Raw genomic sequence first — 20,630 nt, forward strand, 5'->3', positions numbered from 1 at the left:
TAAATTTTAATTCAATTTTTTAAAGCCAGATCCTTCCGCATTACCCACCATTACTACTCTCAACGAACATACGCCTTACTCCCAAAGCGGCTGCAAATATACACCCCAATTTTAATTACACAATAGCTTTCTCAAGAAAAATATAAAATAAATACAAGATTATTTATAAGTGGTTGAAGATCAAATACTGATCTTTAAAATTAATTTAAAGCTTTTCTTAAATCCTGTTTTTTATTCCACTTATCACTAAGATCAAGATATTCGAAATCCAGTGCAGAAGATTGTCTTTCCAGAATATTATCCCTGAATGATCTTTGTAGGATATCTTCTATCAGGAAATCTTCCTGATTATTTTTCGGGTCGTACTCTTCCTTTAAGGAAATATCAAACATACTGGCAGTTGTATTATACCAGAAAGCTCTCCACCCACTCTTGAGATCTTTTACGAGTTCAAAAGCTGTTGTTCCAGTTTGACGGTGGATAAGCTTTACCAGAATCTGACCTTCAGTTCTGGTTAGTTTCTTTAATTCAGCAGAAAATTCATCTTCAATATAATCCTGGACGATCTTCGTATACTTCTTACGGGCACGCCTTGACTTTATGTCGTCCAACCTGGAATTGAGCGTAAGTAATCTTTCCGAAGCCATTTTAGCATAAGGATACACTTTTCTGGTTTTTCTCCTTAATATAAGGTAACGCTTCCTATCTGCATTACTATCAAACTTCAGTCGTCTCAATAGCACCACTTCTTCCAGATCAATAAGTTCTCTGGGAATCGAATCTCCTGCAATAATCATATACTGTGTGGTCATGGACGTATCGACTTCCGTAGAATCCGTAGGCCTTGATAAAGTATCAGATTGAGCTACTACTGTAGCTGAAGTAAGTAAAAGTAAGATGTAAAATATACGAATCACTATAAATTTTAAATTTGGATCATCAATTCTTTTTGCTAAAACCATTCCAAAATTAGTCAATAGCCTCTTCTCTCCAATCTAAATTTTTTAAATTCGTGAAAATTAAAAGAAACTATGGATAAAACTGAAGTACTGGATAAGAAATCCCTCGAATTTCTAGAAAAATACCTTAATAATGCAGCTCCCACCGGTTATGAGTCTGAAGGCCAGAAATTATGGATGGAATATCTAAAACCTTACGTGGATGAATTCATTACTGATACTTATGGAACCGCAGTTGGTGTCATAAATCCAGAAGCTAAATATAAGGTGGTTATAGAAGGTCATGCTGATGAAATTTCATGGTATGTGAATTATATCTCAGACGAGGGTCTTATATATGTAGTTAGAAACGGCGGTAGTGATCACCAGATTGCTGCTTCTAAACGTGTTAATATCCACACTAAAAATGGTATCGTTAAAGGAGTTTTTGGATGGCCGGCGATCCATACCCGTGATAAGGAAAAGGAGCAGTCCCCAAAAATGGACAATATTTGTATAGATGTTGGATGTACCAATAAAGAGGAAGTTGAAGCTTTAGGTGTTCATGTAGGATGTGTAATTACTTATCCTGATGAATTCTTTATTCTGAATAAGGACAAATTCGTATGTCGCGCTCTGGATAATAGAATTGGTGGCTTTATGATCGCCCAGGTAGCCAGATTGTTGAAAGAAAAAGGCGAAAAATTACCTTTCGGACTTTATATCACCAATTCAGTTCAGGAAGAGATTGGTCTTCGTGGTGCAGAAATGATCACACATCGTATACAGCCAAACGTTGCTATAGTGACTGATGTTACTCATGACACCACTACTCCAATGATCGAAAAGAAAACCAACGGACTTAATAGGATTGGTGACGGACCAGTAATTTCTTACGCTCCGGCGGTACAGAATAAACTAAGAGAGTTGATCATTGATACTGCGGAAGAAAAGAAGATTCCTTTCCAGAGACATGCTTCTTCAAGATTCACAGGAACAGATACCGATGCTTTTGCTTATAGCAATGGCGGTGTTCCTTCGGCATTGATCTCTTTACCTTTGCGCTATATGCATACAACCGTTGAAATGGTGCACAAGAATGATGTTGAAAATGTGATCAATCTTATATATGAATCATTGTTGAAAATAAAGGACGGAGATACATTTAGTTATTTTGACTAATTGAACACTTCTCAAGATGTTGTTAAACTCCCTGTAATCAGGGAGTTTTTTATTTTGAAACCTTAAACTTTCACTTTTCTTTAATTCTGAAGTGCTCAATTTCATCCTATATTTAAACAAAAAAAAGAATGACGCTATCGCCTGATGATGTAGAAGTAATGATGAGTGATACTCATGAAGCCGTAAAACTTGCAAATCTTAGATATGTAAATGAAAACTTACTCTCAATAAGCAGGAAGAAAGTAGGACGCGGTTTTGCATACTATCGTAAGGACGAAAAAGTTACTGACACTAAAACTATCGAGCGTATAAAAAGTCTAGTGATTCCACCAGCCTGGAAAAATGTAAAGATTACGCATCTACATAATGGACATCTTCAAGTAGTAGGTAGAGATGAAAAGGAGCGAAAGCAATATATGTATCACCCAACCTGGTCCAAAGTTCGAAATCAGACGAAGTTTTTCAAAATGACTGCATTCGGGAAGATGTTACCAAAGATCAGAAAGCAGGTGGATGAAGATCTCAATCTTAAAGGAATGCCCAAGCGAAAGGTTCTCGCCTTGATCATTAGACTTATGGAGGAAACTCATATAAGGATTGGTAATGAGTATTATGCAAAGAATAATAAGACTTATGGTCTATCTACTTTTCGTACCAAGCATGTGAAAACTATGGAAGACGGACTCAAATTCGAATTCATAGGAAAGAAAGGGAAAGAACATTCTATTTCAGTAGAAGATAAAAGACTAATTAAATTAATCAATCAATGTGAGGAGATTCCTGGATGGGAACTTTTCAAGTTCTATAATGAGAATGGTGTTAAGCAAACCATAGATAGCGGTATGATCAACGATTATATCCATGAAATTAGTGGAGACATGTACTCAGCTAAAGACTTTAGAACCTGGTCTGCCACTAAAATATTTTTTGAAACCCTGCACGAATTAGGATATACGGAAGAAGAAAAGCAAAACAAAAAGAACATTCTTATTGGTTTTGATGCTGCTGCTGAAGGCCTTGGCAACACACGTTCTGTTTGCAGAAGTTACTATGTTCATCCAAAAGTGATTGAAACTTATGAAAACGGAGAGATAGAACCATACTTCAAAAAGGTGAAAGAAGATATAAAACCTGAATACATTCAACTTTCAGAAACTGAAAAAGCAATCTATAAGCTTATCAAAGATTACGAGATAGAAATTGCTGACTAATCTAGAGGTGTATTGTCGAATTTTCGGATAAATTTGAAATATGACAAATTCCATTGCCGCCCGTATCGCCGATTTCCTGGAAAATTATCCGCCATTTTCACTTCTGGAAAAATCTGAATTACTGAAAATTTCAGAATCGATTACGGTTTTCTATTTTGAGGCTGGTAGAATGATCTTCAGAAAAGATGAGCAAGTTCATGATCAATTTTATATAGTTCAAAAAGGAGCTGTAGACCTTCAGAAGGTTGAAGAATCGAAAGAACCTGAAACTATTGATAAATGTGATGAAGGTGATATTTTTGGATTACGACCTTTATTCGCAAAAGAGAATTACCAGATCAATGCCATTACAGATGAAGAAAGTGTCATCTATGGAATTCCGCTGAACCTTTTCAAACCCTACGCGATCAACAATCCTGAAGTAGGGGATTTTCTTATGGAAAGCTTTGCTTCGAATACCCGTAACCCCTATTCAGAAAAACACCGTGGGAGACTATTTACAGATGAAGATGATATTCAGCTAAATAAAGATCCTTTATTTGAGCTTCAACCTATCCCGATTGTCAAGAAAATGGTGACAGTATCCAGGAACACCAGTATTCAAAAAGCAGCTACCCTTATGAGTGAGCGCAGGGTTGGATCTGTTATCGTGGTGGAAGATAAAAAGCCTGTTGGCATAGTTACCGATGTGGATTTTAGAGAATTGGTCGCTACCGGCATTTTGCCCATTACCAGTGACATTTCCGAAGTCATGAATTCTCCAGTGATCTGTTACTCGAAGAACCTTACCATAGCACAGGCACAGCTTACGATGATGAAACACAAGATCAATCATATATGCATCACCAAAGATGGTACTCCAAATACAAAAGTAAAAGGGATTGTTTCTGAACATGATATTATCGTTTCTCAGGGTAACAATCCTGCTGTTTTGATGAAAGCCATTAATCGAGCTAATTCTACTAAGAAGCTTAAGAAAATTAGAACAAAGATCATGCTGTTGCTCGATGGATATATTAAAAGCAATATTCCGGTATCCCACATTAGTACGATTATTTTTGAATTAAATGATGCAACCATCAAAAGAACAATTTCGCGTTGCATCGATAAAATGGAGGAACCACTACCGTGTAACTTTAGCTGGATGTCTTTGGGTAGCCAGGGAAGAAAGGAGCAGTTACTACTCACAGATCAGGATAATGCGCTGGTATTCGAAAATGTTGAGGAAGAAGAACTGGAAGAAGTAAGAGCCTATTTTCTCAAACTAGCCAGAAAGATCACTAAAAGACTTAATATCATTGGCTATCAATTTTGTCCAGCGGAGATGATGGCCCGGAATGAAAAATACTGCCTGTCTTTATCTGAATGGAAGGATCAATTTTCGAACTGGGTTACTACTTCAGGCAATGACGAAATTCTACTCTGTCAGATATTTTTCGACTATGACATTAGTTATGGTGAATCGAGGCTAACCAATGAACTTTCAGATCATGTCTATGATATTTTAAAAGGAAATCGCAATTTCTTGAATCGTCTTGCGGCACAAGCATTGCGGAATCCTTCTCCTTTAGGATTCTTCAGGCAATTTTTAGTAGAACATGATGGAGAAAAAAAGGATCTTTTTGATATTAAAAAACGCGGAATCATGCCCCTTACAGATGCAGCGAGACTTCTAATTCTGGAACACCGAGTTAAGAATATTAGTAATACTGCGGAAAGATTTGAAAAACTGGCCCAGTTGGAACCAAATAACAAAGAAATCTACCAGGCTTGCGCCTATTCTTCCAAAGCACTTATTAAATTTAGAACAAAACAAGGTCTTAAAAATAAGGATAATGGTAGATTTATAAATCTTGAAGATCTTGGAAAAGAGGATAAGATCAAATTAAAGCGTTGCTTTAAATCCATTAAAGAAATTCAGGAGCTTATCAAGATTCGTTTTGAAACTACTTATTATTCATGATTCGAGAATGGTTCAAAAAAAATGAGCAACCGGAAGATCTGCCAGAATATTTTACCAGGTATCTTTCTTTGTTTGATAAAGATAAAGCAGAAGAGGTTGCAGATCAACGCTTTGTTATTTTTGATACCGAAACTACCGGATTCGATATAAACGAAGATCGAATTTTAAGCATAGGCGCGGTCGCTATTCAGAATAATCAGTTGAAAGTGAAAGATCATTTTGAAGTCTATCTAAAGCAGAACACCTTTAATCCTGAAACTGTAAAAATCCACGGGATAATTAAAAACGAACGTTTTGCTCAGTTACCGGAAGCTGAAGCTTTAGAATATTTCATTGAATATGTCGGGAATTCCATACTTGTTGCCCATCACGCCGGTTTCGACAAAAACATGATGAATAAAGCATTAGAAAGAAATGGTTTACCTCGCCTTCAGAATAAGTTCTTAGATACCGCCATTCTTTATAAAAAAACCAGAATAGCTACAAACTTTATAGATAAGAATAAAGTGTATTCATTGGATGAGATCGCAGAAGATTATAACATTGATCTTACCGATAGGCACACTGCTTCTGGTGACGCATTTATTACAGCGCTAATATTTATGAAGTTAATAGCAAAGATCGACGCGAAAAATATCAAGATTCGAAAATTACTTAGATATAGATATTAAAAAAGCCCCGTTTCGGGGCTTAATGCTTATAATTTTCCTTCTATAATTTCGTCAACCACTTCAGGATTTAGCAATGTTGAAGTATCCCCAAGATCAGAAGTATCATTACTTGCGATCTTTCGTAAAATTCTACGCATAATCTTACCGCTTCTGGTTTTCGGTAAACCTTCCACAAACTGTATTTTGTCTGGTTTTGCTATAGGCCCAATTTTATCAGCGATTTGTTGATTGATCTCTTTTCTTAAATTATCGTGATTTCTGGATTCTCCAGATTCCTTCAGAATAACGAATCCGTATAGAGCGTTCCCTTTAACTTCATGAGGGAATCCAACAATGGCAGATTCAGCTACCGCCGGATGTTCATTAATGGCATCCTCAATTGGTGCAGTTCCTAAATTATGTCCTGACACTATAATGACATCATCTACTCTACCGGTAATTCGGTAATAACCAACCTCATCACGCATCGCTCCGTCACCAGTAAAATATTTGTTCGCAAAAGCAGAAAAATAAGTATCTCTATACCTATTGTGATCTCCCCATATTGTTCTCGCCATGGAAGGCCACGGGAATTTTATACATAACCTGCCATCAACCTGATTTCCTTTAAGCTCCTTTCCATACTCATCCATTAAAGCAGGCTGAATTCCAGGGAAGGGTAAAGTTGCAAAGGTTGGTTTTGTAGGAGTGGCAAAGGGTATTGGAGAGATCATGATTCCTCCAGTCTCCGTTTGCCACCAGGTATCAACTATCGGACTTTTATTCTTTCCTATATTATTATCGTACCAGTGCCAGGCTTCCTCGTTAATTGGCTCGCCTACCGTACCCAGCACTTTTAAAGAAGAAAGATCGTATTTATTGACAAAGTCCAGGTTTTTCTTCGCTAAAGCCCTAATTGCTGTTGGTGCCGTGTAAAACTGATTTACTTGATGTTTTTCAACAATTTCCCAGAATCTACCGTAATTTGGATATGATGGAACACCTTCAAACATCAGGGTGGTAGCACCATTTAGAAGCGGTCCATAAACTATGTACGAATGCCCTGTAATCCATCCAATATCGGCAGTACACCAATAGACATCATCATCCTGATAGTTAAATATGTTCTTAAAGGTGTAAGCTGAATAAACCATGTATCCTGCAGTCGTGTGCAACATACCTTTGGGTTTGCCTGTAGATCCCGAGGTATATAATATAAAAAGTGGATCTTCTGCATCCATGATCTCAGGAGTACAGGTATCAGCGGCTTTAGACATTTCCTCTTCCAGCCATACATCTCTTCCGGCTTCCATATGTATGTTAGCCCCTGTTCTTTTAGCAACCAGTACTTTTTCGACATTTGGGCAACTATCAAGTGCCTTATCAACAATACCTTTAAGATCAATCTTTTTATCTCCTCGGAAGGAACCATCGGAAGTGATCATCATCTTACAATCGGCATCCTGCGTTCTGGCGGCCAGAGCCGAAGCTGAAAATCCAGCAAACACGACAGAATGTATTGCTCCAATTCTTGCACACGCTAAAACTGAATAAGCCAGTTCGGGAATCATAGGAAGATATATGCATACCCTATCCCCTTTTTCAATGCCGTTTTCTTTTAGAACATTTGCAAACTGACTTACTTTTTTATGTAGCTCCCTATAGCTGATCTTCAAAGTTTCTTCTGAAGGATCATTTGGCTCCCATATAATAGCGGTTTTATCTCCTTTCGCGAGTAGATGTCTATCTATGCAATTTTCAGTAATATTCAGCTTGGCATTTTCAAACCATTTAACTTCCGGCTTGCTAAAATCCCAGCTAAGGACATTATCCCATTTATTTCTCCAGGTAAAATGTTCTTCAGCAACTTCCTGCCAGAAGTTTTCAGGTTCACGTATAGATTTGCGGTACACCTGAAAATATTCTTCCAGGTTCTTTATATGGTAGTTACTCATAAATAATATCGTTTATAAAAGAAGAAAACCGGAATTACCGGTTTTCACTAAAAATATTAAATACTGAGCAATCAGAAAAAGGATCTGCTAAAAAATCATGGTATCAATTACATAATTAATAGAAATGTTCATCTTCTGTACATATTATTTTTGAGTTTCGAGATATTTGAGAACGTTCTGTTCAATTCTAGCGTCAATATTAGTAATGTCTGCCTTTTTAAAAGTTTCGCCGGTAATATTCTCATAAAGCTCAATATATCTTTCAGAAACAGTTTCAATATACTCATCACTCATCAAAGGTACTTCCTGGCCTTCAAGTCCTTGAAAACCTTCACCTATAAGCCATTGCCTAACGAATTCTTTAGAGAGTTGTCTTTGTGCCTCCCCCTTAGCCTGTCTTTCTTCATACCCTTCCTTATAAAAATATCTAGAAGAATCTGGCGTATGTATTTCGTCTATCAATACAATTTTTCCTTCGGAAGTTTTTCCAAATTCATACTTAGTATCTACCAGGATCAGGTTTTGTTGATCAGCGATCTCAGATCCTCTTTGAAATAGTTTACGAGTGTAATCTTCCAGCTGAAGATAATCTTCCTTTGAAACGATATTTTTAGCTATAATGTCCTCTCTGGAAATATCCTCATCATGATCTCCCATTTCTGCTTTTGTAGCAGGAGTGATTATAGGATCAGAAAATTTATCATTTTCCTTCATTCCTTCAGGCATCTTAACTCCACACAATTCTCTCTTCCCTGCTTTATACTCTCTGGCAGCGTGACCAGAAAGATAACCACGAATAACCATTTCAACCTTAAAAGGCTCGCAGTTTTTCCCGATTGCTACATTAGGGTCTGGTGTGGCTTCCAACCAGTTCGGAACGATGTCTTCAGTTTTTTCCATCATTTTTGTAGCGATCTGGTTAAGGATCTGACCTTTAAATGGAATCCCTTTTGGCATTACCACATCAAATGCTGAAAGCCTGTCTGATGCGATCATTAACAACCTGTCACCTTCCAGGGTATATACATCTCTTACCTTACCTTTGTAAACCGATTTTTGTCCCGGGAATTGAAAGTCTGTTCTAATTATGGTATTACTCTTCACGAGTTGAAAATTTAGTCGTTGTGTTCAATTGTTTTATAAGCGGCAATGATCTTTTTAACCAGTCGGTGTCTAATTACATCCTTGTCATCAAGATAAACCATACCAACACCTTTCACATCTTTTAGCACCAGTAGTGCTTCTTTAAGACCTGAAATAGTTCTTCTAGGCAGATCGATCTGTCCTGGATCACCCGTGATCATAAATTTCGCATGTTTTCCCATTCTGGTTAAGAACATCTTCATTTGAGCGTGTGTAGTGTTCTGTGCTTCATCAAGGATCACAAAAGCATCATCCAGAGTCCTACCACGCATAAATGCTAAGGGTGCAATTTGGATAACACCTTTTTCAATAAATAGCTCGAGCTTTTCATGCGGAATCATATCCCTTAAAGCATCATATAATGGCTGCATATAAGGGTCCAGTTTTTCTTTAAGATCACCCGGCAGAAATCCAAGATTTTCACCTGCTTCTACGGCGGGTCTGGTAAGAATGATCCTTTTGACCTGCTTCTCCTTAAGAGCTTTTACCGCGAGTGCTACGCCCGTATACGTCTTTCCGGTTCCAGCAGGTCCAATGGCAAAAATAAGATCATTCTTTTTGGTAAGTTCTACCATCCTGCGTTGATTCGCAGTTTGAGCTTTGATCACCTTTCCACTTAAACCATGAACGATCGTTTCGCCACTTTCTTTAGTGGTTTGGTAATCCTCTTCACTTTCGCTGGTGAGAACTCTTTCAATAGTATTTTCGTCCAGTTTATTATACTTTCCAAAATGATCCATCAACATGGAAAAACGCTTGTCGAACTCCTCCAGCATTTCTTCATCGCCAAAAACTTTAATTTTATTACCTCTGGCAACTATTTTGAGCTTGGGAAAGTATTTTTTTAGTAATTCGATATGTTCGTTCTGTTGCCCGAAGAATTCGCGTGGGCTAATTTCTGAGAGTTCAATAAGAAGTTCGTTCAAAAGCTAGAATTTTAGATGAAGCATTGTGAATTTTTCAGTTAGAATTTATTTGTCCTTCGTATTTGTATGTTCTAATTTTGGGCTGAGAAAAGCGTTACTTTTGACTGCTATCCTCGAGCGAATCACTAAAATAAAATTTATATTCGCTACCTATACAAACTTAAGGAAAATTACCTGTTTCAGGTTAAAAAAATATTAACAATCGCCTATGGCAATCATCACTTTAACGACCGATTTTGGGGAAAAGGATTATTTCGCTGGAGCGGTTAAAGGTGCTATCTACAATGAGCTAAGTGATGTTAGAATTGTTGATATTTCGCATTCGGTTTCACCATTCCATATTAGTGAAGCTTCCTATATCATCAAGAACGCCTATAAAAGTTTTCCGAAGGGAAGTATTCATATTATTGGGATCGATTCAGAACTTACACCAGAGAACAAACACCTCGCGGTAAAACTGGATGACCACTACTTTATTTGTGCCAACAACGGGATACTTTCTTTATTAGCTTCAGAAATAAGACCTGAGAAAATCGTGGAAATCAATATACATGATAAAATACAAACCAATTTCCCTGTACTGGACGTTTTTGTAAAAGTAGCTTGTCATATTTCCCGGGGAGGAACTCTGGAAGTAATTGGTAAGAATATCGAGCAAATTAAGCATCTCAAACAGTTCGAACCCATCATCAATAGTGAAAAGAACCAGATACTGGGACACGTGATCTATATTGATAACTACGGAAATGTGATTACAAATATTTCTCGAAAATTATTTGAAAGCACTGGCAAAGGCCGACCGTTTAAAATTAGTGCACGCAGACATAATTTCGATGCGATCTATGAAACTTACAGTCATGCGATTAATTTTGAGGTAGAAAAGGAAAATCGCAAAGAAGAAGATGGCAAGAAGCTGGCAGTGTTCAATTCTGCCGGCTATATTGAACTGGCCATTTATAAAAGTAATCCCAATACAGTGGGTGGTGCGGCCAGTTTATTTGGTCTGGAATACCTTGACACTGTAACCATAAATTTTGAATAGATGTTCGTAAGAATTGTGAAAATGGGCTTTAAGGAAGATAAGATCGAAGAGTTTCTGAACAACTTTGAGCAGGTAAAATCAAAGATCAGAAATTTTGAAGGCTGTCAATTTTTGGAACTATACCGTGATAAAAACAATACGAATACATTTTTTACGTATAGTTACTGGGTAGATGAAAATGCTTTGGAGAACTATCGGCATTCAGATCTATTTAAAAAGGTTTGGGCAGAAACGAAAGTTCATTTTAATGCAAAACCTGAAGCCTGGAGCGTCGATAAACTTGTAATCCTGGACTAAATGTTCGCGATTTTAAAAAAAGAAATACAATCATTTTTTGCAAACCTTACCGGTTACCTGGTGATTGGTATCTTTCTATTGGTTAGCGGACTGTTCCTTTTCGTATTTAGTGGAGGTTACAATATTCTGGATAGTGGTTTTGCAGATCTTAAACCATTTTTTGATCTGGCACCATGGATCTTTATATTTCTTATTCCTGCGATAAGTATGCGCAGCTATTCCGAAGAAAAGCGAATGGGGACTATGGAGATCTTGCAAACCCGCCCTATTAGTAACTGGGATCTTGTGTTCGGTAAATATTTTGGCGGACTAATTTTGGTTCTTCTTGCGATCATTCCAAGCTTGATTTATTTGTTAGCTATCGGAGAATTGGGACAGATGGCCTACAATTTTGATACGGGTGCAACTATTGGATCTTATCTAGGTTTGATCTTTCTGGCAGCAAGTTATACCGCAATAGGCACCTATGCCTCCAGTATTACTTCCAATCAAATTGTGGCCTTTTTACTGGGAGTTTTTCTTTGTTTTGCCATCTATTATGCATTTGAAGCACTCGCCACGATCAACATTTTAGGCGATTTTACCTATCTACTGGAATACTTCGGAATAAGTTATCATTATCGCAGTATTAGCCGCGGTGTATTAGATACTCGCGATCTCATTTATTTTGTTAGTGTGATCGCTTTATTTCTGAAGCTTACCCAGGTAAATATTTCATCAGCAAAAAACCGAAGATGATCCGTAATAAGAACATATCGAGTTTATTGGTTTTTGTGATCATTTTGATCGTACTTAACATAATTGCTGCCAATTACTTTACAAGACTGGATCTTACAGAAGACCAGCGGTACAGCCTATCTTCAGCAGCCAAAGAGATCGTGGACGATGTGAATTCCCCAATTATCATCGATGTTTTTCTTGAAGGCAGTTTTCCTTCGGAATTCAGACGGTTAAAAGAAGAAACACGGCAAATGCTTGAGGAGTTTTCTGCCTATAATTCGAATATAAAATTCAATTTTATCAATCCTTTAGCTGAAGGGGATGATGCCAATGCCATTGCTGAAGAGTTCTATAAATTAGGGATGACTCCTGCCCGACTCAAGGTTCAGGAAAACGGAAAAAATAGCGAAACCATCATTTTCCCCTGGGCTATTGCTAATTTCGAAGATAAAACGGTCAAAATTCCTTTGCTGAAGAACCAGATTGGAGCAACCGATGAGGAGCGAGTGAATTCTTCCGTACAGCAATTAGAGTATGCTTTTGCTGACGGTTTAAACAAACTTATTTATCCAAGAGAAAAAAAGATCGCGGTGATGCGTGGGAATGGAGAGCTTCCAGACTCGAGAATAGCAGACTTTATCAAAACCGTGCAGGCATATTATTTCCTGGCACCTTTTACGCTGGATTCGGTTGCCAGCAATCCGCAGAAAACGCTGGAAGACCTAAAGTCTTATGATTTGGTGATCGAAGCTAAACCCATAATCCCTTATTCTGAAAAGGAGAAGTATGTGCTCGATCAATATTTGATGAATGGCGGCAAAATGCTCTGGCTTGCAGAAATGACCAGTATGGAGAATGACAGCCTATTTAATGAAAGGGGTTCAGCTCTTGCCTTACCAAGAAATCTAAACCTTGGTGATTATTTCTTCTCATATGGCTTGCGCATAAATTCAGAACTGATAAATGACCTGTACTCTGCTCCTATCATTCTTGCCAGTGGAACTGGAAATGAAACTCGTTTTAATCCATATCCATGGTATTATAGTCCGCTTACAAGTTCTATGGCCAATCATCCAATTGTCAAAAATATTGAAGCTGTAAAATTTAATTACGCCAACCCGATCGATCTTTTGAAGAATGACCTTGAGAAAACTGTTTTACTTAGCAGTTCTACTAAAACAAAGCTGGAAGGAGTTCCGCTGCAAATTGGACTGGATATCATTGGTTCAAAACCAGTAATGGAAAGTTATACTGCCGGTGAACAACCTTTGGCTGTGTTACTGGAAGGTCGTTTTAAATCTGTTTACAACAATAGATTAAAGCCTTTTGAGACTACGCACCTGGATAACAGCGAGAATACCAAAATGGTGGTGATCTCTGATGGAGATGTGATAAATAACGAACTTCATCAAGGAAAACCACTGGAACTTGGTTTTGAACGGTATACGGGGATGACCTATGGCAATAAAGAGTTTTTGCTTAATACTGTCAACTATCTGCTGGATGACTCGGGACTGGTGGACGTGAGGACAAAAGAGATCAATCTGGCATTTCTAAACAAGGACAAAGTTGCCGCGCAACGTGAAATGTGGCAGGTCATTGCTATTGGTGCACCATTGTTAATGCTTGCACTACTTGGTGCTGCCCTTACCTACTTCCGTAAACGAAGATATATACTTTAAAACTTCGATAGAAGCCTACGGGGTATTCAATTTGAACATATTAACAATTATTACTAAATAAAAATCTGTAACAATTTATTTTACAGCTATTTAGATCTAATAATAAGATAATTTCTGTTAATAAAAACTATGGGTTTAAAGGGTCAATTTCTACATATTAAAATATATTTGTAATTGATTCAAAATAAATCAATAAAAGCCGATGAAATTTATTGTATCCAGCAATTACCTGCTGAAACAGCTACAAATACTTGGAGGGGTAATCAATAATAGCAATACGCTACCAATTTTAGATAATTTTCTTTTTGACCTTCAGAATGACGAATTGACTGTATCTGCTTCAGATCTTGAGACTACCATGTCTGCAAAGCTTAAAGTAGAGTCAGATTCAGAAGGAAAGATCGCAGTTCCTGCAAAACTTCTTCTGGACACCTTGAAGACATTTCCGGAGCAGCCTCTAACTTTTGTAGTTGAAGACAATAACACGATAGAATTGAGTTCGAACCATGGTAAATATGCACTTGCCTATGCCGATGGTGAGGAGTTCCCGAATCCGGTCGCTCTGGATGAACCTAGCAGTACGATCGTGGAAGCCGATATTCTTTCTTCAGCAATTAGCAAAACAATATTTGCTTCAGGAAATGACGATCTCAGACCAGTAATGAGTGGTGTCTTTTTCCAGTTTAAGGAAGACGGATTAACTTTTGTCGCTACAGATGCTCACAAACTTGTGAAATATTCACGTGAAGACATCCAGGCGAATGAAGCAGCAGAATTTATTATGCCGAAGAAACCTTTGAATCTTTTGAAAGGAATTCTGGCAGGAAGTGAATCTGAAGTTTTGATCGAGTACAATGATTCGAACGCTAAATTTACTTTCAATGATACTCAGTTAATCTGTAGATTGATCGACGGAAAATATCCTAATTACGAAGCCGTAATTCCTAAAGAGAATCCGAACAAACTTACTATAGAGAGAAATCAATTCTTAAGCTCTGTAAGAAGGGTTTCTATTTTCTCCAATAAAACTACGCACCAGGTAAGACTTAAGATCGCCGGGGCCGAATTGAATATTTCAGCAGAAGATGTAGATTACAGCAATAAAGCTGAAGAACGTTTGACCTGTGATTACCAGGGCGACGATATGCAAATAGGCTTTAACTCTCGCTTCCTTATTGAGATGTTAGGAAATCTTACAGCAGACGAGGTGATGCTTGAAATGAGCTTACCAAACAGGGCAGGAATTTTAACTCCTGTAGATGGGCTTGACCCGGGAGAAAAAATTACCATGTTGGTTATGCCCGTGATGCTTAATAGCTAAATAAAATTCTCAAATAATAGAAAAAGCACGTTCGATCGAACGGGCTTTTTTATTGTTGTACTTCAGCATCACTATTTTAAAAACTGGATGGTAAGAGGATAATATGGCATTTCTCCATTGCTTACTTTAATCGCATTCAGAATAGGTAGAACAAGTGCTAGCAAACCAACAAGAATTAGTAAGATGATTCCCAGACCTAGAAAAATGATTAACGGAATACAGATAATGCTATAAATAAAAATGCTGATCTGGAAATTGATGATCATTTTGCCATGCATATCCATCCCTGCTACTTTATCCTTTTGTGTAGCCCATATGATTAACGGAACGATAAATCCCCCAACGCCAGTCACCAGGTCAAGTAACTGACTTAGATGTGTGATGACCAGTAATTGATTGTCTTCTCTCATTTTTTGATTTTTGATGGTTAGTGATGTATTCTACTTAAAAGACGGTAAAAATCTATGTTTGTTACAGAATTTGCTACAGCAATGAATTCTTTCATAAATTTGCCGCATGAAATTGAATGATACTATCGTTGCTCTCGCAACACCTTCAGGAGCCGGCGCCATTGCTTTAATTAGAGTTTCCGGTCCCGATGCCATTAATATAGTTACCCCGTTATTCAAAGCAAAAAGCAGTAACGAACTCTCATCGCAACCTACTCATACCATTCATCTTGGAAATGTGGTGGATGGAGAGAGAACGATCGATGAAGTTCTAGCTTCGGTTTTTCGTGCTCCAAAATCCTATACCGGTGAGGAAACCGTGGAACTATCCTGTCATGGGAGTCCATATATTCAGCAAGAAATCATTCAATTATTAATTAGAAAAGGCTGCCGTTCTGCGGAAGCTGGAGAATTTACCTTACGCGCGTTCTTAAATGCAAAAATGGATCTTAGCCAGGCAGAGGCTGTTGCTGATCTTATTAATTCTGAAAATGCCGCTTCTCACCAAATGGCCATGCAGCAAATGCGTGGTGGATTTTCAAATGAGATTCAGAAATTACGCGAAGAACTAATGAACTTTGCATCACTTATTGAACTTGAACTTGATTTTGCTGAAGAAGACGTAGAATTTGCAAACAGAGATCAATTCAAATCCCTTGTTGCTAAGATACAAACCGTTCTTAAACGATTGATTGACTCCTTTGCTACTGGAAATGTTCTCAAAAACGGAATTCCAGTTGCTATCGTTGGCGAACCAAATGTTGGTAAATCTACTTTGCTTAACGCACTTCTAAACGAAGAAAGAGCCATCGTATCAGATATTGCCGGAACCACTCGTGATACGATAGAAGATGAACTAAGTATTGGCGGTGTGGGATTCAGATTTATAGATACTGCTGGGATCAGAGAAACCCAGGATGTAGTGGAAAGTATTGGGATCAAGAAGACATTTGAAAAAATTGGTCAGGCCCAGGTTGTGGTTTATTTGGTGGATAGTTCCCGCATAGAAAATGATGAAGATAGGCTAAAGCAAGTTTTAATTGAAATTGAAAAGATCAAGAACAAATTCCCTCAAAAACCAATTGTAATTATTGCAAATAAAACCGATCGACTGACTTCCGAAGAACTTGATCATCTAAAGACTCATTTAGGATTTATTTCGAATACAAGTTTCCAGCCTTTATCCGCCAAAACAGGGACTGGTGTAGAAGAATTAAAAGAAAGATTACTGGAATTTGTAAATACCGGAGCACTTAGAAATAGTGATACTATTGTAACCAATAGTAGACATTACGCTGCGTTATTAAAAGCACTTGAAGAGATCAATAAAGTAGAAGATGGTTTAAACGCAGACCTTTCCGGAGACCTTTTAGCTATTGATATAAGGCAGGCCTTGCATCACTTTGGTGAGATCACCGGGGAAATCACAAACGATGATTTACTGGGGAATATTTTCGCAAACTTTTGTATTGGGAAATAGAAAAAAAACGAATATCACCAATTTCATGAGCGCTAAAATTCAACCTTTAGCTTCAGTATTAAGAGCTTAGTAGCGGGAATTGGTAAAATATGTCTAATAATCATAACAACTAATCATCAGCATTTCCCATGCTTTCAGCAGCTTTCAATTCTTCTATAGTATTTAAATTCTGTAAGATCTCTGTATTCTCAAGTGAGTTTAGATCTAAAACGACATGAGATTGCTTTGAAATAAAATCCTGCATTTTTAATTCATCGGCTAAAAGTGCATTCGCCACCTTATCTTTTAATGATCTTGGATAGCATGCAAAAAGCGGAGAGATTTGTGTCCTATCAGTTGCTATAGCTATTTTCCCGGGTTCGGCTACAGTCATCAAACTCTGTATTCCTTTCCTATTAATTGAAGGCATATCGCAAGCCAGCAATAAGACCATTGGAGCTTGAGAATATTCCAAAGCAGTATATAATCCTCCTAGTGGTCCTTTGTTTGGTATCACATCCTTGTATACAGGTTTACCGAACTTCAGATATTCTTCATTACTACTAACTATACTAGTTTTTAAGTTTAATTTGTCAAGAATCTCTATAATATGAGAAATCATAGGGTTGCCTTTGAATTTGACTAAACCCTTGTCTGTCCCCATCCTTTTACTCTTTCCTCCCGCAAGTACAAAAACTTCGATCGCTGCTTTATTTATCACTATCCACTAAATTTCAGAATATAAAAATAAGCTAATTACGAATAGACAATCTTTTGGATCCAAATCTGGATATGCCATTACTGAACAAATAATCAGACCAATAAATACAGTTTGAAACCCAGGCTATTCTAATTATTTATTGTTGCGTCTCACTCATAAATCACCAAAAAACCATAAAAGCATCTTAAAACCTATACTTCCATGATTGTTCCTGTTATAAGTTTGAATCTTTAAGCTTAACTTTAAATGGTTGACTGGAAATAGTCAATACCCAATAAAATCACTTTAAGATGAAAATAAGGATTCGAGGAAATTCTGTGAGATATAGATTAACGAGAGATGAAGTAGAGCATTTATGCAGAGAAAAATCTATTGAAGAAAGAATTAATTTTTCCAAACTGGATTTGATATACGAAGTAAAAGTTGCTGATACTGAGCAACTGGATATTCATTTTTCTGATAATAGGATCACTTTAAAGATTTCAGATTCACTCATTGAAAATTGGGAAACTAACAACCGGGTAGGATTTTCTCATACTTTAGTCACTTCTAATGGCAAATCTATAGATGTACTTCTCGAAAAAGATTTTACATGTCTGGAAGATCGCGGCGAAGACGAATCTAATAATTATCCAAACCCCAAATCTCTTGCGCTCTAGATGGAAAAGAAAATCGATAGAAACGTAAATCACCGAGGACCCGTTAAATTTCAGGAACTCGAATTTAAAGATCCAGTAACCCATGCTGCAGGAAAACTAGGAATTAGGGAAACCGTAAAGCACACCTTCAAAGAAATGGGAGTTGTGGATTCCATGCGAGCTCTCTTTACGATCAATCAGCAAGATGGTTTTGACTGCCCTAGCTGTGCCTGGCCAGATCCCGAACATCCTTCTAAAATTGGAGAATATTGTGAGAACGGAGCAAAAGCGCTGGCAGATGAAGCTACGCATAGTCATATTGATGCCGTTTTCTTTCAGAAATATTCAGTAGAAGAACTTTCTGAATTAAGTGATTTTCAGTTAAATAAATTCGGCCGACTTATAGAACCGCTTGTTTTACGTGAAGGTAGCATTCATTACGAAAGTATTTCCTGGCAGGACGCGTTTGAATTAATTTCCGAAGAATTACGCAGTCTAGATTCTCCAAATGAAGCTATTTTCTATACTTCCGGGCGTTCCAGCAATGAAGCTGCCTTTTTATACGGAATGTTTGTTCGTGCTTTAGGAACTAATAATATGCCAGATTGCAGCAATATGTGCCATGAATCTAGCGGAGTCGCCCTTGACGAAACCCTTGGAATTGGAAAAGGAAGTACGAAACTGGAAGATTTCTATGAAGCCGAAGTGGTGATAATCGCAGGACAAAATCCGGGAACTAATCATCCAAGAATGCTCTCGGCACTCGAAAAATGCAAGGAAAACGGCGGCTATATTATTGCTATAAATCCGTTAGAAGAAACCGGACTGGTTAATTTTAAAAATCCCAAAAACGTAAAGGGTTTACTGGGTAGCGGTGAAGATATTGCCGACTTACACTTAGCAGTCAATATCAACCAGGATATTCCTTTGGTAAAATTAATTCTCAAACGTCTTGCTGAAAAAGATGCTTTAGATCAAACGGTTTTTGACCATGAATTTTTAAAAGACTACACTCAAGGATATTCAGAATTGATAGAGGATCTAAAATCCTTCGATGAAGCAGAATTACTCGCTTTAATGGGAGTTTCTAATGAAAAAATAAATCAAGCAGTAGATGTACTTGCCAAAAAGACCAAAATTATTGTCTGTTGGGCCATGGGACTTACTCAGCATAAAAATGGTGTAGAGACCATTCGGGAATACGTGAATCTATTGCTTCTAAAAGGAGCTATTGGTAAGGAAAATGCCGGTACCTGCCCCGTGCGAGGTCATAGTAATGTGCAGGGCGATAGAAGTGTGGGAATAATGCACTTTGTAGATGAAGATCTTAATGAGCGTATTAAAAAATATATGGGATTTGATCCGCCAACTGAAAAGGGAATCGATGTCGTAGAATCTATGGAAGCGATACACGAAGGGAAAGCCAGTGTTTTTATCGCTCTTGGAGGTAACTTTTTAATGGCCGCTTCGGATACAGATTATACAGCGCAGGCACTCAATAACTGTAAATTGACAGTCCAAATTAGTACTAAGCTAAACCGCTCGCACCTGGTAACAGGTAAAAAAGCATTGATTCTGCCTACGTTTGGAAGATCTGAAAAAGATGAGAAAAACGGAAATCCGCGTTTCCTGACAATGGAAAGTAGTATGGGACGTATCAGGCAATCTAAGGGTGTTTTAAAACCTGCTTCCAGCACTATTATGAGCGAACCAGAAATTGTGGGGAATCTAGGTCATACTTTTTTTAAAGGAAATCATTCTGTGGCCTGGAAAGCAATGGGAGAAGATTACGAACTCATTCGGGAAAAAATAGATCTGGTAGCAAAAGGATTTGAGAAGACCAGTGAGCGATCTAAAGGTTTTGGATATTACCTTCCAAACAATGCACGGCATAGAGATTTTAGTATGCTGCCAAATGGCAGAGCACAAATTACTATAAATAAACTTCCAGATCATCAGCTACAGGAAGATGAATTAATGTTGATGACCATTAGAAGTCATGACCAGTTTAATACAACTATTTATGGCTTAGACGATAGGTATCGAGGAGTATATAATGAGCGCCGGGTTATATTTATGAATGCTAAGGATATGGAGAAGCGGAATTTGAAGCAATTTGAAATTGTAAATCTAACCAGTACTTATGATGGCAAGAAGAGGACTGCCTACAAATTTAAAGTGCTGCCGTATAAGATCCCTGCTGGTAATATCGCAGCATACTTCCCGGAAACCAATCCTTTAGTTCCTTATAACCATTTTGCAGAGCGTAGTAATACACCAATTAGCAAGTCGGTAAAGATTCGAATTGAAAAGGAAATTTAATTAACGTACGA

18 protein-coding genes are annotated in these 20,630 nt (G+C 37.6%); 12 read left to right on the plus strand and 6 right to left on the minus strand.

The genetic code is table 11. The features are described 5' to 3' along the window. Positions 1–200 precede the first annotated feature (200 nt). Positions 201–962, minus strand: a complete 762-nt coding sequence (locus ACNI3T_RS00775; protein WP_418226190.1) for a DUF4294 domain-containing protein — start codon at positions 960–962, stop codon at positions 201–203. Between the two features lie 69 nt (positions 963–1,031). On the opposite strand from ACNI3T_RS00775, the gene ACNI3T_RS00780 reads away from it, so the two are divergent. The 4 genes from ACNI3T_RS00780 (at position 1,032) to ACNI3T_RS00795 (ending at position 5,965) form a co-directional block, all read left to right on the plus strand. Then, a complete protein-coding gene (locus ACNI3T_RS00780; RefSeq protein ID WP_418226191.1) occupies positions 1,032–2,120 on the plus strand; it encodes a M42 family metallopeptidase in 1,089 nt (362 codons plus the stop codon). 128 nt (positions 2,121–2,248) lie between these two features. Further along, positions 2,249–3,331 (plus strand): DNA topoisomerase IB, encoded by a 1,083-nt coding sequence (locus ACNI3T_RS00785; protein ID WP_418226192.1) that lies wholly within the window; start codon positions 2,249–2,251, stop codon positions 3,329–3,331. Between the two features lie 40 nt (positions 3,332–3,371). Further along, complete coding sequence (locus tag ACNI3T_RS00790; protein WP_418226193.1) at positions 3,372–5,294, plus strand: DUF294 nucleotidyltransferase-like domain-containing protein; 1,923 nt, start codon at positions 3,372–3,374, stop codon at positions 5,292–5,294. Continuing rightward, positions 5,291–5,965: a 3'-5' exonuclease gene (locus ACNI3T_RS00795; RefSeq protein WP_418226194.1), complete on the plus strand. Its 675-nt coding sequence runs from the start codon at positions 5,291–5,293 to the stop codon at positions 5,963–5,965. The genes ACNI3T_RS00790 and ACNI3T_RS00795 overlap by 4 nt, the downstream gene beginning before the upstream one ends. A 26-nt stretch (positions 5,966–5,991) precedes the next feature. Here the strand turns inward: ACNI3T_RS00795 and acs are convergent, their stop codons facing one another. From acs to ACNI3T_RS00810, 3 genes are all read right to left on the minus strand, one after another. Then, complete coding sequence (acs, locus tag ACNI3T_RS00800) at positions 5,992–7,899, minus strand: acetate--CoA ligase (RefSeq protein WP_418226195.1); 1,908 nt, start codon at positions 7,897–7,899, stop codon at positions 5,992–5,994. A gap of 144 nt (positions 7,900–8,043) precedes the next feature. Further along, complete coding sequence (locus tag ACNI3T_RS00805; RefSeq protein WP_418226196.1) at positions 8,044–9,003, minus strand: phosphoribosylaminoimidazolesuccinocarboxamide synthase; 960 nt, start codon at positions 9,001–9,003, stop codon at positions 8,044–8,046. A gap of 11 nt (positions 9,004–9,014) precedes the next feature. Beyond that, complete coding sequence (locus tag ACNI3T_RS00810; RefSeq protein WP_322302609.1) at positions 9,015–9,968, minus strand: PhoH family protein; 954 nt, start codon at positions 9,966–9,968, stop codon at positions 9,015–9,017. Positions 9,969–10,176: 208 nt separating this feature from the next. On the opposite strand from ACNI3T_RS00810, the gene ACNI3T_RS00815 reads away from it, so the two are divergent. The 5 genes from ACNI3T_RS00815 to dnaN all read left to right on the plus strand — a co-directional run bounded on the left by ACNI3T_RS00815 (position 10,177) and on the right by dnaN (position 15,030). Further along, positions 10,177–11,010: an SAM hydrolase/SAM-dependent halogenase family protein gene (locus ACNI3T_RS00815; protein ID WP_322302608.1), complete on the plus strand. Its 834-nt coding sequence runs from the start codon at positions 10,177–10,179 to the stop codon at positions 11,008–11,010. After that, a complete protein-coding gene (locus ACNI3T_RS00820) occupies positions 11,011–11,307 on the plus strand; it encodes a putative quinol monooxygenase (protein WP_418226197.1) in 297 nt (98 codons plus the stop codon). Beyond that, complete coding sequence (gene gldF / locus ACNI3T_RS00825; RefSeq protein ID WP_418226198.1) at positions 11,308–12,045, plus strand: gliding motility-associated ABC transporter permease subunit GldF; 738 nt, start codon at positions 11,308–11,310, stop codon at positions 12,043–12,045. Continuing rightward, a complete protein-coding gene (gene gldG, locus ACNI3T_RS00830; RefSeq protein ID WP_418226199.1) occupies positions 12,042–13,709 on the plus strand; it encodes a gliding motility-associated ABC transporter substrate-binding protein GldG in 1,668 nt (555 codons plus the stop codon). Before gldF ends, gldG begins: the two co-directional genes overlap by 4 nt. 202 nt (positions 13,710–13,911) lie before the next feature. Then, positions 13,912–15,030 carry a DNA polymerase III subunit beta gene (gene dnaN / locus ACNI3T_RS00835; RefSeq protein ID WP_418226200.1) on the plus strand — a complete coding sequence of 373 codons (1,119 nt, stop codon included), beginning with the start codon at positions 13,912–13,914 and terminating at the stop codon, positions 15,028–15,030. A 71-nt stretch (positions 15,031–15,101) separates the two neighbouring features. On the opposite strand, the gene ACNI3T_RS00840 is transcribed toward dnaN, so the two are convergent. After that, complete coding sequence (locus tag ACNI3T_RS00840) at positions 15,102–15,440, minus strand: DUF4870 domain-containing protein (protein WP_418226201.1); 339 nt, start codon at positions 15,438–15,440, stop codon at positions 15,102–15,104. Between the two features lie 106 nt (positions 15,441–15,546). Between ACNI3T_RS00840 and mnmE the strand changes: the two genes are divergently transcribed. Continuing rightward, entirely contained in the window at positions 15,547–16,959 is a 1,413-nt protein-coding gene (mnmE, locus tag ACNI3T_RS00845) for a tRNA uridine-5-carboxymethylaminomethyl(34) synthesis GTPase MnmE (RefSeq protein WP_418226202.1), read from the plus strand. 109 nt (positions 16,960–17,068) lie between these two features. Here the strand turns inward: mnmE and mobA are convergent, their stop codons facing one another. Continuing rightward, a complete protein-coding gene (gene mobA, locus ACNI3T_RS00850; protein WP_418226203.1) occupies positions 17,069–17,659 on the minus strand; it encodes a molybdenum cofactor guanylyltransferase in 591 nt (196 codons plus the stop codon). Positions 17,660–17,949: 290 nt separating this feature from the next. On the opposite strand from mobA, the gene ACNI3T_RS00855 reads away from it, so the two are divergent. Both ACNI3T_RS00855 and ACNI3T_RS00860 read left to right on the plus strand, forming a co-directional pair. Continuing rightward, positions 17,950–18,318 (plus strand): DUF7009 family protein, encoded by a 369-nt coding sequence (locus ACNI3T_RS00855; RefSeq protein WP_418226204.1) that lies wholly within the window; start codon positions 17,950–17,952, stop codon positions 18,316–18,318. After that, the gene (locus ACNI3T_RS00860; protein WP_418226205.1) at positions 18,319–20,619 is read left to right on the plus strand and encodes an FdhF/YdeP family oxidoreductase; all 2,301 of its coding nucleotides are present in this window, start codon (positions 18,319–18,321) and stop codon (positions 20,617–20,619) included. The last annotated feature ends 11 nt before the right edge of the window (positions 20,620–20,630 follow it).

Source organism: Christiangramia qingdaonensis (genome assembly GCF_048381525.1).
Classification (GTDB): Bacteria; Bacteroidota; Bacteroidia; order Flavobacteriales; family Flavobacteriaceae; genus Christiangramia.

Excerpts from the sequence above, each read along its gene's own strand:
- ACNI3T_RS00775 (WP_418226190.1), bottom strand. The coding sequence starts at position 962 with ATGGTTTTAGCAAAAAGAATTGATGATCCAAATTTAAAATTTATAGTG.
- ACNI3T_RS00780 (WP_418226191.1), top strand. The coding sequence starts at position 1,032 with ATGGATAAAACTGAAGTACTGGATAAGAAATCCCTCGAATTTCTAGAA.
- ACNI3T_RS00785 (WP_418226192.1), top strand. The coding sequence starts at position 2,249 with ATGACGCTATCGCCTGATGATGTAGAAGTAATGATGAGTGATACTCAT.
- ACNI3T_RS00790 (WP_418226193.1), top strand. The coding sequence starts at position 3,372 with ATGACAAATTCCATTGCCGCCCGTATCGCCGATTTCCTGGAAAATTAT.
- ACNI3T_RS00795 (WP_418226194.1), top strand. The coding sequence starts at position 5,291 with ATGATTCGAGAATGGTTCAAAAAAAATGAGCAACCGGAAGATCTGCCA.
- acs (WP_418226195.1), bottom strand. The coding sequence starts at position 7,899 with ATGAGTAACTACCATATAAAGAACCTGGAAGAATATTTTCAGGTGTAC.
- ACNI3T_RS00815 (WP_322302608.1), top strand. The coding sequence starts at position 10,177 with ATGGCAATCATCACTTTAACGACCGATTTTGGGGAAAAGGATTATTTC.
- ACNI3T_RS00820 (WP_418226197.1), top strand. The coding sequence starts at position 11,011 with ATGTTCGTAAGAATTGTGAAAATGGGCTTTAAGGAAGATAAGATCGAA.
- gldF (WP_418226198.1), top strand. The coding sequence starts at position 11,308 with ATGTTCGCGATTTTAAAAAAAGAAATACAATCATTTTTTGCAAACCTT.
- gldG (WP_418226199.1), top strand. The coding sequence starts at position 12,042 with ATGATCCGTAATAAGAACATATCGAGTTTATTGGTTTTTGTGATCATT.
- dnaN (WP_418226200.1), top strand. The coding sequence starts at position 13,912 with ATGAAATTTATTGTATCCAGCAATTACCTGCTGAAACAGCTACAAATA.
- ACNI3T_RS00840 (WP_418226201.1), bottom strand. The coding sequence starts at position 15,440 with ATGAGAGAAGACAATCAATTACTGGTCATCACACATCTAAGTCAGTTA.
- mnmE (WP_418226202.1), top strand. The coding sequence starts at position 15,547 with ATGAAATTGAATGATACTATCGTTGCTCTCGCAACACCTTCAGGAGCC.
- ACNI3T_RS00855 (WP_418226204.1), top strand. The coding sequence starts at position 17,950 with ATGAAAATAAGGATTCGAGGAAATTCTGTGAGATATAGATTAACGAGA.
- ACNI3T_RS00860 (WP_418226205.1), top strand. The coding sequence starts at position 18,319 with ATGGAAAAGAAAATCGATAGAAACGTAAATCACCGAGGACCCGTTAAA.